Here is a 15054-nt window from a genome sequence, read left to right as displayed (position 1 = left end):
CGATCACGCCCCCTGGGCGCATCGTCCGGCTGGGGATAGCCACCTGGGGATCGTTAGCCCAAACAGTCGGGTACGCGGTCCGTCCCTTCTCGGTACCGCCAGGTCAGGGACACTTGACGTGTCCGATCGTGCTGAGACAGGCGGATGGGGTCTTTGTGCCTGAAAGGAGGGACGACGTGGTCACAGCGGCGGAGGTGCGTGCCAAACGGTTCGGGGTGACCAGGCTTCGCGCGGGCTACGGCCAGCGGGAGGTGGACGCCTTCCTCGAGCTAGCCGCCACGGCTCTCGAGCGCGCGGACGGTCCGCGCAGCATGACGGCAAATGAGGTCATGAGGGTGCGCTTCAACCCGAGCAGGCTCTCTGTCGGGTACGACCAAGACGAGGTGGACGCCTTCCTCGACGAGATCATCGCGACGTTGGGCGCCACCGAGGGCAGGACAACATCGTCCGGCGACGGGAGGCGCAACCCCCTCTCAGCGGCGGCTGTGCGTGCCAAGCGCTTCGCCCCCACGAGGCTCCGGGAAGGCTACGACCAGCAAGAGGTGGACGCCTTCCTGGAACGAGCCGCCACCACTCTGGACCGACCAGACGCCGCTGGTGCGGTGACGCTGGTTGAGGTCGTGCAGGTGCGCTTCAGCCCGACCAAGTTCTCCGCAGGCTACGACCAGGACGAGGTGGATGACTTCCTCGACGCACTAGCGGTGACACTGGCGGAAGTCCCGGGGCGCCCTCCGGCCCCTCCCGGACCGACGAACCGCGGCTGGAGCGACCCGTTCTTTGGCCCCGGCCCCCATTACCTCACCGCCGACCCGCTGCAGGCGGTGCGACAGCTCGGAACGAACGGACCTCGGCTGCGGCTGTGGGAAGCGCAGTTGCTCCACTCCGTTCAGCGCCGCTACGGCCATGGCCCAGTCACCTCGGTGGTCTGGCTCGCCGCCTACCTGCTCGCCGCATGCGCGTTCACCTACGTGGTTGCGGACATCGCGTGGACGTTGCTCTCCGGCCATTCCTCTACCGCGATCGCCCCCGGGCCGAGTCCGTGGGACGCAGTGTGGTTGCTGGCCGCAGCCTTCAGTTGGCTGCTCGTCTCTATCAACGGGCGGTGGACTGCGTGGCTGCTTCGGCGGCGGAAACGGTGACAACCAGCAGACAACGAGGGCTCTTCACCGTCGTCGGTGCGCCCCGCGGGTAGTCGACAGCCTGGCCGTGCCGCACGGGGACCCCGGACTGATGCGGCTGGCCCTCGGAGCGGGCCGACGACGCGAAATCCAGCGTTGGTGGCCCTTGGACACGCCGTCCGGCTGAGGATCGGTACTTGGGTACCCGTCAACGACTCGCGCGGAAAGAACCGTCGGGTTCAGACGCTGATGACCTCAAGGAGGTCCTCGAGGCCGCGGAGGTCATCGGCGTTGCGGGTGTACAGCCGTGCGTCGTGGGCGTGAGCAGTGGCTGCGATGAGCAGGTCCATGGTCCGTGCCCGGGGTTGGCGACCGGCGGCAACGACCGCGGCGGCGAGGCGGCCGTAGCTGGCGGCGACCGCCTCGTCGACGGGCAGGGCGTCGAAGCTCTGCTGCAGTCGCGACAGTCGACGCAGCCTCTCAGCGCGCACGGCGGGATCCGTGGCGACCAGGACACCGAAGTGCAACTCGGACAGCGTGGCGGCGCTGATGGCCAGCTCGCCCTTCAGGGGTGGGACGTCGGCGGCGATGACGACGGAGGTGTCGAGCAGCGCTCTCACCTGGCGGTTATCCAGGGATCGTGAAGTTCACCATCGAGACGGTCCCGATCGGTGTCCCATTGCACGTCCGCGGGCCCGTCGAACAGGTCGGCCACGTCCTTCCAGGAGCGCCAGGCTCGTGGGCTGACGGGAACCAGACGAGCGCTCGGTCGACCTGCGACGGTGATGAGCACCTGCTCTCCACCCTCGACGCGTCGTAGCAGCTCGGAGGCCTGCTGGCGCAACTCGCGCAGTCCGATCGTGGTCACGACAGCAGTGTTGCACAAGTGCTACGCACGCGGCAGGCGCCCTCGCCGGTAGCCGACCGGCTGCTGGTGTCGACGTCGGCGGCGAGTCTGCTTGGGCTGCGGCCCGGCCTCGACGTCCCGCAAGGGATCCCCTGCGGGACCACCAGGCAGCCGGCGCTGAGGCCAGTCGCGGAGGCCTTGAGGACGCCGGCAACCGGTCCTCTGCCGGACGGAGCGCCCGAGGGCCCTCGACGCTGGGATCCGCCTTGATCGCCCGCCGCGAGGTCAGGCTGCGTCGGTGAGGGGTCGGCTTTCGGCACGGCATCCGCTGGAAGGTCACGCCGATCACAGAGGAACTTGACGACCTACCTGGCTAGCAGTCACCCAGGTCCTTGGTGGCGTAAAGCACCAGGGCGGGGTCGTCGGGGGGAGCGTCGGCCGTGTCCGTCTGACCCTCTTGTAGCCGCCCACCACCGACTGGACCGATGGATGCGTTGAGCGTGAACGCGGCCCGCGTCGTCGTGCCAGCCTCGATGCAGCCGCTACCGAAGGGCACGACGCGCAGACCTAGCGTGCGTGTGTCGCCGGGCGCGATCGTTGTTCCCAGATAAATCTCGGTCTGGACTATCTGGCCGTTTGCTGGGTCGCCGTAGGCGAACGTCGCAGACTCTCGTCGGCCGTCGAACCGGTGGGCGTCGATCGTGAAGCCCTGCCCCCCGGGCCCGCCGACCGGGAGCTCGAGATCGGCCACATGTACAGGCAGCACCCCGTCGTTGCGGAGCACCCACGTCCCCCAGCAGGCCATCTCGTCGTCCATGACGTGAACCTGCGCTGCCGTGGTCGCGCCTACGGCGGCACTGTCGCCTTCCAGACCGGCCCGGTCGATCAGCGCGGCGGCCGAGCAGTCCCGGGTCGGGGCGGTCATGTTGATCGACCGCCCGACGTATCGGCTGGTGGCCGTCGTCGCCCCCACGCCAGCGAGCAGGACCCCGGCGGTCACCGCAGCGACAACGCGGGAGCGTCGGCGGCTGCCACGCTGCCGTAGGGCGATCTGCCTCAGGGCGGCCTGACCTTGGGGACTTGGCGGTGTCAGATCAAGACTGGCCAGACCAGTCATCTGTCCCCCTCCGGTAGTTCTGCCGTCAGCGTCTCCCGCTCCACCACCGCCCCACAAGCGGTTCACCTACTCGAAGATGCAATCTCAGTTGCCGATCCGCTGCCGGGACCGACTGCGTTACGTTCTCTGGCGATGACCGAGGAAGCGATCGCACGTCTCGTACTCGTCGGGGTGATGCTGGGTTCGGGTGCGCTGCTGCTGTGGATGTCACAAGCGGCGGCCAGCGGTCGGTTGCGCCGTAACCCGGTCGCCGGCATCCGGGTGGCAGCCACCATGGCCAGCGATGAAGCTTGGCTCGTCGGTCATCGGCGCGCGAAACGACCCACCCAACTCGCAGGTTGGTGCGCGATCGCCAGCGGCGTGCCGGCAGCGCTTCCCGTTGCCCTGCCCATCGTCGTGGGCTCGGTCCTCGTCGGGGCCGTCTTGATGCTGGCCTTCGTGGTCTACGCCGCTGCTGTCGGTAGTAGCGCCGCCCGAGCAGTGGTTGACGTTCAGTGATCACTTGGACGTGCTGCTTCTCCGCCGCCCACTAAGCGATCCCCGACCGGTGATCTCAGCGGAGGTGTTGCTGGATGAGCTTGCTGAGGGCTACGGCGTCGAGGTCGCCGGCGGCTGCCGCCAGGACCATCCGCTCGGCGTCGTCGACGGGCATCACCAGGTCGGAGCCGTTGAGTAAGCACAGCACCCTGGCTGCCGACCAGGCGAGTCGCTTGTTCCCGTCGACCAGTGGATGGTTGCGCGCCAAGGAGTGCAGCAAAGCGGCGGCCTTATCGGCGAGCGTCGGGTAGGCGTCCTCGCCCATGAGCGTGGTGGTTGATCGACCGGCGGCCGACGCGAGCAGGCCGAAGTCGCGGACCCGCACGTCCTCGATGACGCCGGCCGCGATCTCGAGAAGGTCCTCGGTGGTTAGGTGATTCACGAAGGAACGCTTCAGCTCGTCACTGGGCGAGGCGTGCGAGCAGCTCGGCGTCTTCCGTGCGGACCTTCTCGATCGCGGCGCGCAGTCGTGCAGGGCGATCGGAGACGTAGGCGTTGATGGCGATGCGGGCGACTTCCTGCATCGAGCGTCCCTCCTGCTCGGCGCGTTTACGCAGGGCGTCGGATTCCACGTCGCTCAGCCGGAGGTTCATCGCCATGCTCGTCATGGTACCGGTGCGGTACCACACCGGTCGAGAGCCCGTGTCTCTGTCTACTGGGACCCTCGGTCGTCGCGGCGAAGTCATGCCAGAACGTCCCGGTCGAGGATCCATGCCGCCGGGATCTTTGGTGCTCCACCGTCCCTGGTAGGACTGAGGGATGGGGAGAACCCGAGATCAGAGCCGATGTAGCCACCCGTGGTGGCAGCAGCGCCTGGGGACGGCTCGGGGGTCGGCTGCCTTCGCCGTCGTGTACTCGGTGCTGGGCGTGGTGTGGGTCGTCGTCTTCACGCCACAGCTGCTGGATGGACCTGGTGGGTGGCACCTGCCGCTCGCCGTCGCCGGTGCTGTGGGTTGGGTTCTTCTCAGCGCCGCGTTCGTGGCCGGCGCAGTTGCACAGCGCCGCGAGGAGGCGGGCAACGCGCCGAGTTGACGGTCGGTGGTCCGTGGCCACCAGATCCCTACGCCCGTTCCGCCGGGGATCGCCAACACGGTCGACGACCTGACGCGAGCCCGCGGCGGCGTCACCTACCGGCGTCGGAACCGCTGCCTGTGGTGCCGCCACCGACGGACGCTGCTCGGTCCTGTCGCCGACGGGTGAGGACCCCCGCGCCGACGACGATCAGGACAGCCGCAGCCACGAGCAGAAAGCGATTCAGCGTGGACACCGGCCACAGTCCCTGCGCCATCAGAAGTTGGGCTAGCAGGACCGCCAGGACTCCACCAACCAGGCCACCGATCAGAGTGCGCTTCATCCAGTGACGCTAGCAACCCGGCGTGACTGGTCGGCGGCGCGCCTGCCCCTCGCAGTCCGAGGGGGCTTCGGTGAAAGGGGGGACTCGACCCGGGCAGCCCCGATTAGGTTCCGAAGCCCGGTCGGTTGCGGGACGACCGTTGCGCGGGGTTGCGGGAACCGATCAGTCCTTGCTGTACGGGTCCTCCGGCGCGCTCCAGGTCGGGGACCGAGGACCGGTCCTGGACGGCCGCGTCGCGAGGCCGATGACACTTCCGGCTGCGACGAAGCCCGCAATCCACGCCCAGTCGGTGATGGGCGACATCGGCGTCTGGGACAAGGCGACAGCCACCACGACGCCCAGCACCGCCAGGACGAGCGCGGTGCGGTACGGACGAATCAGCACGTCAGCACCCTAAGCACTCTCCTCTCGGCGTACCAACGCCTGCCTCGACGAGACCGACCCCACTAGGACGATCCCCTGCGAGACGGTCAGCAAGGGTCGAGCAGCGTGCCTCTACGACCGTGACCTTGAGATGACGCCGTTCCGGTACAGCGCACCCGCAAGGTTGAGCAGCAGGGCCACCAGCAACGGCAGGTAGCCCCACGGCGACCCGAAGCCGACTGCACTGATGGCAGCCAAACTGAGCAGCAGGAGCGACACGACGATCAGCACACGGAAGCTGAAGAGACGTTCCATGCTCATCGACGGTAGCTGGAGCGCTGTACGAGAGGTGGCGCCCGGCCGCGGGCCCACGAGCCCGTTGTCCGGGAGAGGATCGGCAAATGAGACACACTGGGCCGCCTTGATCAAGAAGGACTCGGCCGCGGCGTCACCGTGACGATGGTGCAGCCGACCTGGGCGCCTGAGCCTTGAATCCTCGCGTCAGCGGTCAGCAGCGTCGTCCGCAGGCGTTCGGCCGCAGCGACATAGACGGCATCGGCGTAGCGGATCGAGCCCTGTGCAAGCTTCCATGCGCGGTGGACGTCTGCCCACGGTGTGGCGTCGATGGCGATGCCCAGCGCCTCGGCGTCATGCAGTGCCCGCTCGACGTCGTCAGCCTGGAGCGGGTGGCTCGGGCGGTTGGCTGCTGCACGCAGGCCGGAGAGCACCTCGAAGGCCAGGTGCCCAGGAGAGCTCATCCGCTCGGCTGCTGGTTGGTCAGCCAGTGCGGTGCGGGCTGCGACCCCGCGCGGGCCGGGGTCAGCAACGGCATCGATGACGACCGAGGCGTCGACGATCACGGCGCCGGGTCGCTGCTACCGCGGTCCAGCAGGTCCTCGGCGCGTTCCGCCTGGTCGCCGGTGAGGCCGTCCAGCACCGCCATCCTGTCCTCCTCAGCAACCGGGGGGTTGCCTGCCAGCCTCTGGTTCAGGTCGGCCAGGGTCTGCTGGCGCCGCAGGTAGGTGGCCTGCGCCTGGACCGCGCTGCGCAGGTAGCTCTGCAGCGACACCCCCAACCCGGCCGCGGTGGAGCGGATCAGGTCAAGGTCGTCGCCAGGGACGTCGCGAATGAGTACGTCGGACATGCCACCAAGATAGCACTTGTGATAGCAGTCTTCCCGGGTCACAAGCCCGTGAGTTTCTGGGAGCAGCCACCCTCCCGTCTGCTGACCGGAAGGCGATCCCCTGCGGGACGGCGGCGACGGTCCGGCGACGCCAGGTGCGCGCAGGTGCCCGACGTCTATGGGGGTTCCGTCGAGTGGTCTCGCGGCGGCGGCTGTGCGGCCGCGCTTAGGGGAAACCGGCATCCCCGCGCACAAGCCCAAACGCATCGCTCACCCCGGTCACGTCAAGGGGCACCGGTTCCGAGCTGGTGTTGACGAAGTTCCGAAGACGTTCGATGGAGCGCTCCTGTGTGGCTCCGTCCATAACAGCCACCGGCAACAGAGTGACCTCGATGCCAGACGCGTCCTCGGCTACACCCGCTGAGCTTACGACCTCGGGGAATCTGGTGATGACTCGCTCCGCAGCGCGGAGAAGTTGCTCCTGGGAGAACTTGCTGCTCTCAAGGAGGACAGTGACACCCAGCGTCTCCACGTACTGCTGCAGCGCCCTCGGCGCCTGCCCCTTCCACCGCACGACAACGGTGTCGCCTCGTTCCTCGTACCCACCGCATCCCGCAGAGCGCCCGTCGTTCACCCACCGCTTGATGGCATCGACGGCTTCATTGGCTGCCGTCACGACGTGGTCTGCACCCTCTGTGGAGACGTCGTGCCGTGGCGTGTCGCCGGAGCTGGAGCGCGTCATGTTCTCGTGGCGTGCCAAAGGCAACCCGACGACGGTGGGTTGCGCTTCATGTCGTCGAGTCTCCCACCTGCCTCAACCGCACCGGCGTTCTTGCCCGGACACCGGGGATCGCCGTGCAGCATTCGGAGGGCCGCGCAGTGATGCAGGAGCAGTCTTGACAACCTACAACCATACGGTTGTAGATTGTGGTCGTGACCAGCGAGCAGCACGAGGAGCGGGCCGACGCCCTGTTCCACGCGCTGGCCGACCGCACCCGGCGGGACATCCTTCGCCGGGTGCTGGCCGGGGAGCACTCGGTCTCTGTGCTCGCGGCGTCCTACGACATGAGCTTCGCTGCGGTCCAGAAGCACGTCGCGGTCCTGGAGAGGGCCGGCCTCGTCAGCAAGCGACGCAGCGGCCGGGAGTCCCTGACCCGTGGTGACGCGGAGGCCGTGCGCTCGGTGGCCTCGATGCTGGCCGAGCTCGAGACCGTCTGGCGTGGTCGCATCGCCCAGATCGACGACCTGATTGCCGCCGACCCACCCATCGAGAGGAACGACTGACATGCCCGTCACCGACGTCACGCACGACCTGAACACCCTGACCCTGACCATCGTGGCCGACTTCGCGGCCCCGGTGCAGCGGATCTGGCAGGTGTACGCCGACGCGCGCCAGCTGGAGAAGGTGTTCGGCCCGCCGACCTACCCCGCCACGTTCGTGGACCACGCCTTGACGCCCGGGTCACGGTCCACCTACTACATGACCTCCCCGGAGGGGGAGAAGTTCGCCGGCGTCTGGGACCTCCAGACCGTCGAGGAGACCACGCGGTTCACGTTCCAGGACGCCTTCGCCGACGAGAACTTCGACGTCAACCCCGACCTGCCCGTCAGCACGAACTCATACGCCTTCGCCGCCCACGAAGGCGGCACTCGGGCGACCTACGTCAGTACCTACGCCTCCGCCGAGGCACTGCAGCAGGTCCTGGACATGGGCGTTGTCGAGGGTGCCTCCCTAGCGATCAACCAGATCGATGACCTGATCGCTCCGGGTGATCGCTGAGGCACGCCTGACGCCACTGTGCCCTGCAGAGCGATCGGCAGCCGGGACAGAGGCTCGTGGCGTCCCGCGGGCGCCTTTCGGGGCTTTCAGCACGGCCTTGAGCGAGGTCGCACCGATGGAGGGTCCCCTTCAGGTGTACCTTCCCGCGCTGCCGAGACGTGGTGGCGCGCAACTGGGAGCGGCGCGCCGTTAAGCGAGGCGGTGGTGAGGGCAACCATGTCGGGTGGCACCGACGGGGCTGCCCGGTTCCAGGTGGCCCCGTCGGTGCTGAGCGCTCAGGTCAGATGAGGTCGAACCCGAGGTCCTGCCAGGTGAGTGAGTGGTCGGTGGTGCCGAAGGAGATGACGCCGGTGACGTCGGCGACTGTCGCGCCGGCCGCCGCCAGGGCGGCTCGGTCGAAGGCCCACGTCGTCACGCCCAGCCCGTAGCTGAAGTTGGTCTGGTAGCGGAGTCCTCGAACGGCCACCGTGGCGCCGCTGCGTAGGGTCACCGTCGCAATTACCTCGGTCTCGGGGACGGAGACGCGGGGTAGCACCAGCTCCTCGGCCAGCGCGTCGGCGTTGCCGCGGACGGCGTCGGCGTCGTAGACGTTCCGGGTGCTGGTCCGCGACGCGTAGACGGTTGAACCGCTCGTCTCCACCTCGAAGGTGGCGCCGGTGCGCGGCTGCGCCCCGACCGGCAGCAGACCGTACTCGTAGGTGATGAGGCTGCCGAGGGCCTGCGGGTTCACCGTGGACGGGGCCACCGTGCGGGTCGCAGCGGCGAGCGGACCCCGAGGGACCAGGTAGGACGTGCCGCCGGCGGTGAACAGCACCCCCGACACCCGTCCCGCGTCGGTCTCCAGGAACGCGGCCTGCAGGACGGGGACACTCGTGGCCACCGACGCACCGTCGATGCGGAACGTCACCTGTTCCGCCGGGACGGCCGGGATCGTGAACCTCTTCGTGCGCACCCCGGGCACAGGGCCCTGAAGGGTGGTCCCGTCGCTGATGGCCGTCGATGGGGTCGCGGACGTCACGGGGTCGGACGTCACCAGCTGGACCGGTGTCAGGGTCCGGCCCGCCGGGACGCCGGTCGCCCCAGACACGGGGGCCCCACCGATCCGCAGCACGGTGGCCTGGTTGTCGGCCACGGACGTGGCGGCCTGGGCGCTGGCCGCGCCCATGACGGTGGAGGCGATCAGGACCGCGCCGGTGACCAGGGCGGTCCCGAGCCGGGCGGTCGGCAGGAGGGCTCGACGAGACATTGGTGCTCCTTGGGGTCGTGAGGGGTGGACGTGCTCACTGACTGTCGCCCGAGCTCTGGGCAAAAACCATTACGGCGCCCTTACGTCCACGCCCACTTCCACGCTCGGGGTGCGAGGTCCTTACGAGACGATGAACGAGCGTTGCTGCGCGTTCACCACCGCCAGCGGCGCGCATATCGTCGAGAGGATGTGCTGGCAGGGCTCGGCGTGGGTCGGCTTCCCTGTCGCATGCAGGAAGCGGCGGAAGGCCAAGCCGGCGGCGTGGCTGCAGTGGGCGGAGCCGTTGTCGGACGGCAGTGGAGCCGGCCGACGGAACCGTCTGGCCTGACGGGCGATCTACGTGCGGACGTCGCGTTCGGTGAGCCGGACGCGCTGGGCGCTGCTGCCCGGGATGCGTTCGACCAGCCCTGAACCGCCTTGGCTCCGTCTCCGGTTGCCGACTGACCCGACAGACGATCGATGACCGGGCGTCCCCAAGGCCCCGAATGGTGGTCAAGCACGCCAGCCGCCAGGAAGGTGCCTGGCCATCTTGAGCTGTAGGCGACGAAGCACCTCGATCGACTCCGCGTCGTCGAGGCCGGTGGTGATGGGCCAATCAAGCCCGCTCCCGTACACGTCGCTCACGAAGACGATCTCTGCGGCCAGAAGGGTTCTCCGCCAGTCCGCCACGGTGAGCGCTGAGGTGCTGTCGATGCGTTCCCAGAGCTCCCATGCCTCGCCGGAGACCCGGCCGGCAGCGGAGAAACCCATGGCAAGTGCGAGAGCATCGTTGGGACGCGCGGGCCCTCCCCAGTCCAGGAGCGCGGCGCGTAGGAACGTGAGCTCGTCCGCGGCGAGTGGTATCTCGATCTGCTCCTCTTGGCCCATGGGCGGATCATGTCAAGAGGGGCGCTGGCGCGTTAGCCAGGTCCCGCCTCACGTCTCACTCCCGGCCGCTCCGATAGGCGACCCACTACCGGTGCAACCCCGTCCGGAGCGCCGCTACTGACCCCGGAGTTGGCGAAAGGGCGCCGCCCGCAGCTCGTCCGGTCGGGGATCGGCATGCGGAGCGCCAGTGACTGATGACCTTTCGGCGCCGGAGCGCGGCGAGGTCAGCCGCCGGAGAGCGGCAGGACCTCCGAACACGCCTCGACGAAGTCGGCCACCCAGGGCTCCGAGCCGCTCCGGGTCGCGGTAGCGCGTACCTGCGGCCCGGCACCGAAGTCCGCCACGACGTCTACCGACTCCTGATCGTCTGCGAGGGACTCCTCGCCGACCTCGAGCCGCGCACCGGCCAGCTCCGGCATCGCCTCGACCACGGCGGCCGCCGGGTCTTGGTCGCCCAGCTCGGCAAGATCCGCCGAGCCGTCCTGATTGAGGTGTAGCGACCAGGTGGCGAGCTCCTCGCCCTCGCAAGCCAGGCCGTCGCTGCTAGGGGAAGCAGCGTCACCGCTCCCGCTCCCGCAGCCGGCAAGCACCAGGGCGCACCCGAGGACCACCACCGGGCCGCGCATCGAGGCCACCATGCCCGCAGCCTGGCACGGCGGTCGCGCGCGAGGGGCGGGATTGTCACCTGAGGATCCTCTGCCGGACGGACCGCCCACGGGCCCTCGACGCTGGAATCCGCCTCGATCGCCCTTCGCGAGGGCCGGCTGCGTCAGTGAGGGGTCCGCTGCTGGGACGGTCTTTGTGCCCGAGTTCGGCGGTCTCCGTCGGGCGAAGCAGACCTCGTGGGTCAGCCCCAGGGCGCAGGCTTGTCGTGGACGTCGGGGCTTGTCGTGCGGGCGTCGCCGCGGGCCGCTTCGAGCCAGGGGGCGGGTGAGGCACAGCGCCGTGGCCATCCCCGCTCCGCGGACGTCGGACCCGCGCAGATCCGCCTCGAGCCTGGCCCGGGTCTGAAGGGGCCTGCAGGGCCCAGGCGGGTTGGGCCGTACGGGTGACTCTCTCCCTCACTCGTTCACCGCCCAGTGACAACGCAACGTGTTGGCGTGTTCGCTCACGTTCGTACGGGTGGTCACGATTTGGGGGGTAACCGTGAGACAGGCATTCAGGTCGACAGTCGCTGCGTTGGCGGGGGTGACGTTGGCGGTGGTGATGTCACCGCCGGCCTTGGCGCTCAACAAGGTGGGCCCGTCGGACTATCGGGACTTCGACGAGGTGAGCGCGGTTGCGCTCCGCACGTCGGTGGCGGACTCCGCGAGTTTCGTGGGGTTGAGCGCGGCCGAGGAGGAGGCTCTGCGCTCAATCAGCGGTGTGACCCGCCTGGAGCGCCCGGATGGTGTGGCCGGCGTGGACGGCTTCCTGGGTGCCACCGACGCGGCCGTAGTCACGGTGGACGTCCAGTGGCAGGCCAAGCCCCGCCCGACCAGCGAAGCCAGAGCGCTGGGGCGGCTGCTTGCGGCCTCACGTCTGCAGCTGACCGCGCTGATCGGGGACGCCGAGTTCTTGATGCCACTGCTCGAGGTTGGCGAGAGCGCTGACATCTCGGCCGCGGTGGTGGCCGCCGAGGGTCAGCACGCCAGCGGCGAGACCCACTGGCAGAACGACGACGCACCCGCGGCCGCCGCGGCGTTCGAGACAGGGGTGCTTGACCTCACGGCGGCGCTGTTGGGCGTGGGCCTGGACTACGCCGACCCGGCGGATAGCGACGGCGACGGCCTGCCGGACGGGGTGGAGGTTCCCTTGCGGGGGGACCCCACGGCGGTGGACGGTGACGGTGACGGGCTCACGGACCTCTTCGAGATCGTGTCGATGCGTCTGCATACGGCCCCGGACTCCGCCGACAGTGACGGCGACGGTGTGGCGGACGGCGCGGCTGACCTGGACGAGGACACCGTGTCGAACCTGGACGAGCAGACCCTGGGCAGTGACCCGGTCAGTGCCGATTCCGACGGGGACTCCCTTACCGACGCCGATGAGATCGCGGCCGGAACCGACCCGACGTCCATCGACTCCGATGACGACGGCCTCAGCGACGACACCGAGGCCCGGCTCGGTCTCGACCCACTGTCCGCAGACTCCGACGACGACGGCGTGCCCGACGCCGACGAAATCTCCCGGCAGGGCCATGAAGCTGACGACGGGTCCGGCGCCGTGGCCACGGTCCAAGTGTCGTCGGCGGCGAAGAACACCCTGCGCCCGACCCTCACCTGGCACGACACCGACACCACCCTCGGCGGGTCGGAGTTCGTGGAATCCCCGAGCGGGCTGCCGCCGCTGGCGGGGATGCGGTCCCACGCGCTCACCGTCTCCCTGGACGGCGTCGACGCGGCCCGCGTTACGGCCACAGCACCTGAACGCAGCGCCACGACGGTCGCGCTTGCCGTGCCTTTCGACGCCACGGGCATCACCGCGACATCCGACGTGAGCGTTTACCGGGCCGGAGGTGATGGCTGGGAGCAGCTGCCGCAGACCCCGACCGTGGACCTGAACGCCGACGCCGACGCAGCGACCAGGTCCGGTCTTGCCACCGTGCAGCTCATCGGTGAAGACGCCGCGTCCGGCACCTACGCAGTGGTCAGCGAAGACGCCATGAACGACGTGCGGCTCGCGTGCAACGCCACCGAGCAGGCCACGCAGATCGCGTTCGTCCTCGACGACTCCGACTCCATGTACTCCTGGGGAAACCTCGCCGACGCCAAAGGCCACCTCGACGGCTACGTAGACGATCTTGCCAGTGGCGACCTCGCGACCGTTATCGCAGACACAGGGAATATCGACGACACCTTCACCGCAGCCTTTTCCACCGTCGAACTGCCCTGGAGTAGCCAGCCCTCACAGGTTGCAGCCGCAGTCGACGACGTGATGGCTCACGCGAGTGGTTTTGAGCCCTTCGGAGGTCCCGGGCCGGGCCTGTACCGAACTCAAGTTCTCGCGGACTCCGCCGACTCCACACCCTTCTGGCGCTCGGATTGTCGGCAGCGCAGCGTCGTCTATCTGACCGACGGCACCATTTTCAGTGACTACCCTGCCTTCAACGACCCAGAGACGTTCGACCCCACGCCGAACGCCGGACTCGACCCGTCGCCGTCCGTCCACGTCATCGCCATGGGGCCGCAGTCCCACACCACCCTGCTGCAGACCCTGGCCAGCGCCACCGAGGGCTCCTACACCCACCTCGCGCCGCCCCCGCCGATCGACCGACTCCGCGAGCTGCCCCCCGAGTCGGACAAGACCCTGGACTCCGACGGCGACGGGGTCAGCGACTACATCGAGAAGGTCGGCGTCCAGGACTCCCACTCCCAGCTGTTCGTCCGCACTTACCCCGACGACCCTGACAGCGACGACGACGGCCTCGACGACGGCGTCGAACTCGGCACGCCCCTGACACCGGCCCAGGCCGGCACCGACAGCTTCGTCGAGGGCTTCCACCTCTACGACATGGTGTCCAACCCGCTGTTGGAAGACAGTGACGGCGACGACCTGTCCGACACCACCGAGCTCGAATACGGCACGAACGCCCTCTGGTACGACAGCGACAGCGACGGTCTGGACGACGCCAGCGAAATCGTCTGGGGCACCGACCCCCTGGAGCCCAACAGCGACGACGACCAGTGGAGCGACGCCCACGAGGTCGAGAACTTCAACGACGGGTTCGACCCCGTCGTCTTCGACCACCCCGTCACCCCCCAAGAGTGGTACGACGACTTCCTCGTCGGCGCATTCTGCGGCGAGGCCGCCAGCGCCTGCTCCCGCGACACAATCCCCTGGCTCGCCGGTTCCCTGGCCAGCAGCCTCCTGGTCTACGGCGACGTCCGCGACTTCTTCGCCAGCGCCTACCAAGGCGAACCCCTCAACGCCACCTTCGCCGCCGTCGGCCTCGTCCCCGTCGCCGGCGACGCCGTCCGCAGCGTCAGCTCCATCAGCCGCTTCGTCAGCCAGCCAGGCGTCAACTCCGCCCTGAAGTACGCGGCCATGCGCTACCTCGACCAGTTCGACGGGGTAACCGACGCCATACGCCTCGACATCCTGACCAAGGCCTTCCCGGACGCCGTACCCGCCCTCAAGGCCCGCGGAGTATCCGACGACACCCTGTTGCGATTCGCCCGCAGCCGACAAGACCTCGACAAGCTCAAGCACGGCCTCGACAACGCCGCCACCACCCGCACCATCAACTGGCCAGGCGGAAGCCCCGGCACGCCCATGCTCGGCAGTGACGGGGAGAACCTATTCCGCGCCGCCACCGGGGCGCAAAAGGCCGAGACTTACACCATCGCGGGCAAGCGCCGTACCCCCGACGCCATAGAAGAACGAACCGTGGTCCTGCCCGATGACACGTTGGGACACACGATCGCTGAGATCAAGGTCGGGGAGGTCTCCGCCCGCTCCCGAATCCGGCAGCAAGCCGACCGAGACGCGGCCCTGGTCGCCGATGTGGACGAACTAGTCGGTGCTGCGGAGTGGCACTTCTTCATCTCCGGCACCACCGGCCGAGGCGGACCCAGCAGGGCACTCATCGCGCACCTCCAGAAGCTAGGCGTCCCCTACTACATCCACCTACCGTGAGAGCCTGGACACCGTGACGGTAAGAGTTAATTTCGAGCCTCGCGACTTCGAGCGATCTCCTGCGCACTGTCAGGTTCTCGTCGAC

Annotated in this window: 18 protein-coding genes and 2 pseudogenes; 6 read left to right on the top strand and 14 right to left on the bottom strand. The window is 68.6% G+C overall.

Annotated elements, in window-relative coordinates:
- Window positions 1-128: 128 nt before the first annotated feature.
- Together ACR80Q_RS05630 and ACR80Q_RS05625 are read left to right on the top strand one after the other, a co-directional pair.
- Window positions 129-566: pseudogene (locus ACR80Q_RS05630) on the top strand (DivIVA domain-containing protein); the annotation flags it as partial.
- Between the two features lie 9 nt (window positions 567-575).
- Window positions 576-710, top strand: a pseudogene (locus ACR80Q_RS05625) (DivIVA domain-containing protein); the annotation flags it as partial.
- Between the two features lie 647 nt (window positions 711-1357).
- Here ACR80Q_RS05625 and ACR80Q_RS05620 read toward each other — a convergent pair.
- From ACR80Q_RS05620 to ACR80Q_RS05610, 3 genes are all read right to left on the bottom strand, one after another.
- Entirely contained in the window at window positions 1358-1738 is a 381-nt protein-coding gene (locus ACR80Q_RS05620; protein ID WP_435376596.1) for a type II toxin-antitoxin system VapC family toxin, read from the bottom strand.
- Window positions 1735-1986, bottom strand: coding sequence for a type II toxin-antitoxin system Phd/YefM family antitoxin (locus ACR80Q_RS05615; protein ID WP_435376595.1), 252 nt, complete (start codon window positions 1984-1986; stop codon window positions 1735-1737). Before ACR80Q_RS05615 ends, ACR80Q_RS05620 begins: the two co-directional genes overlap by 4 nt.
- Window positions 1987-2338: 352 nt before the next feature.
- On the bottom strand, window positions 2339-2965 hold the full coding sequence (locus tag ACR80Q_RS05610) for a hypothetical protein (protein WP_435376594.1): 627 nt from the start codon (window positions 2963-2965) through the stop codon (window positions 2339-2341).
- A gap of 249 nt (window positions 2966-3214) precedes the next feature.
- On the opposite strand from ACR80Q_RS05610, the gene ACR80Q_RS05605 reads away from it, so the two are divergent.
- Entirely contained in the window at window positions 3215-3580 is a 366-nt protein-coding gene (locus tag ACR80Q_RS05605) for an SdpI family protein (protein WP_435376593.1), read from the top strand.
- Window positions 3581-3635: 55 nt separating this feature from the next.
- Here ACR80Q_RS05605 and ACR80Q_RS05600 read toward each other — a convergent pair whose 3' ends face one another.
- From ACR80Q_RS05600 to ACR80Q_RS05565, 8 genes are all read right to left on the bottom strand, one after another.
- On the bottom strand, window positions 3636-4001 hold the full coding sequence (locus ACR80Q_RS05600; protein ID WP_435376592.1) for a type II toxin-antitoxin system death-on-curing family toxin: 366 nt from the start codon (window positions 3999-4001) through the stop codon (window positions 3636-3638).
- A gap of 19 nt (window positions 4002-4020) precedes the next feature.
- On the bottom strand, window positions 4021-4218 hold the full coding sequence (locus ACR80Q_RS05595; protein WP_435376591.1) for a DNA-binding protein: 198 nt from the start codon (window positions 4216-4218) through the stop codon (window positions 4021-4023).
- A 524-nt stretch (window positions 4219-4742) separates the two neighbouring features.
- Window positions 4743-4973 (bottom strand): hypothetical protein, encoded by a 231-nt coding sequence (locus ACR80Q_RS05590; protein ID WP_435376590.1) that lies wholly within the window; start codon window positions 4971-4973, stop codon window positions 4743-4745.
- Window positions 4974-5135: 162 nt separating this feature from the next.
- Window positions 5136-5357: a hypothetical protein gene (locus tag ACR80Q_RS05585; protein ID WP_435376589.1), complete on the bottom strand. Its 222-nt coding sequence runs from the start codon at window positions 5355-5357 to the stop codon at window positions 5136-5138.
- A 111-nt stretch (window positions 5358-5468) separates the two neighbouring features.
- Entirely contained in the window at window positions 5469-5651 is a 183-nt protein-coding gene (locus tag ACR80Q_RS05580; protein ID WP_435376588.1) for a hypothetical protein, read from the bottom strand.
- A 110-nt stretch (window positions 5652-5761) separates the two neighbouring features.
- Window positions 5762-6196 carry a PIN domain-containing protein gene (locus ACR80Q_RS05575; RefSeq protein ID WP_435376587.1) on the bottom strand — a complete coding sequence of 145 codons (435 nt, stop codon included), beginning with the start codon at window positions 6194-6196 and terminating at the stop codon, window positions 5762-5764.
- On the bottom strand, window positions 6193-6480 hold the full coding sequence (locus ACR80Q_RS05570) for a hypothetical protein (RefSeq protein ID WP_435376586.1): 288 nt from the start codon (window positions 6478-6480) through the stop codon (window positions 6193-6195). The genes ACR80Q_RS05575 and ACR80Q_RS05570 overlap by 4 nt, the downstream gene beginning before the upstream one ends.
- 205 nt (window positions 6481-6685) lie before the next feature.
- On the bottom strand, window positions 6686-7201 hold the full coding sequence (locus tag ACR80Q_RS05565) for a hypothetical protein (protein ID WP_435376585.1): 516 nt from the start codon (window positions 7199-7201) through the stop codon (window positions 6686-6688).
- Between the two features lie 185 nt (window positions 7202-7386).
- Between ACR80Q_RS05565 and ACR80Q_RS05560 the strand changes: the two genes are divergently transcribed.
- Both ACR80Q_RS05560 and ACR80Q_RS05555 read left to right on the top strand, forming a co-directional pair.
- Complete coding sequence (locus ACR80Q_RS05560; RefSeq protein WP_435376584.1) at window positions 7387-7743, top strand: ArsR/SmtB family transcription factor; 357 nt, start codon at window positions 7387-7389, stop codon at window positions 7741-7743.
- Between the two features lies 1 nt (window position 7744).
- Window positions 7745-8239: an SRPBCC family protein gene (locus tag ACR80Q_RS05555; RefSeq protein WP_435376583.1), complete on the top strand. Its 495-nt coding sequence runs from the start codon at window positions 7745-7747 to the stop codon at window positions 8237-8239.
- A gap of 280 nt (window positions 8240-8519) precedes the next feature.
- Here ACR80Q_RS05555 and ACR80Q_RS05550 read toward each other — a convergent pair whose 3' ends face one another.
- From ACR80Q_RS05550 to ACR80Q_RS05540, 3 genes are all read right to left on the bottom strand, one after another.
- Window positions 8520-9485, bottom strand: coding sequence for a hypothetical protein (locus ACR80Q_RS05550; protein ID WP_435376582.1), 966 nt, complete (start codon window positions 9483-9485; stop codon window positions 8520-8522).
- Between the two features lie 492 nt (window positions 9486-9977).
- Window positions 9978-10352: a hypothetical protein gene (locus ACR80Q_RS05545; RefSeq protein WP_435376581.1), complete on the bottom strand. Its 375-nt coding sequence runs from the start codon at window positions 10350-10352 to the stop codon at window positions 9978-9980.
- Between the two features lie 224 nt (window positions 10353-10576).
- Window positions 10577-10990, bottom strand: coding sequence for a hypothetical protein (locus ACR80Q_RS05540; protein ID WP_435376580.1), 414 nt, complete (start codon window positions 10988-10990; stop codon window positions 10577-10579).
- Window positions 10991-11540: 550 nt separating this feature from the next.
- Between ACR80Q_RS05540 and ACR80Q_RS05535 the strand changes: the two genes are divergently transcribed.
- Entirely contained in the window at window positions 11541-14969 is a 3429-nt protein-coding gene (locus ACR80Q_RS05535; RefSeq protein ID WP_435376579.1) for a hypothetical protein, read from the top strand.
- Window positions 14970-15054: the final 85 nt, after the last annotated feature.

The organism is Aquipuribacter aurantiacus (genome assembly GCF_051216895.1).
Classification (GTDB): Bacteria; Actinomycetota; Actinomycetes; order Actinomycetales; family JBBAYJ01; genus Aquipuribacter.
This window is presented reverse-complemented; position numbering and strand designations above follow the sequence as displayed.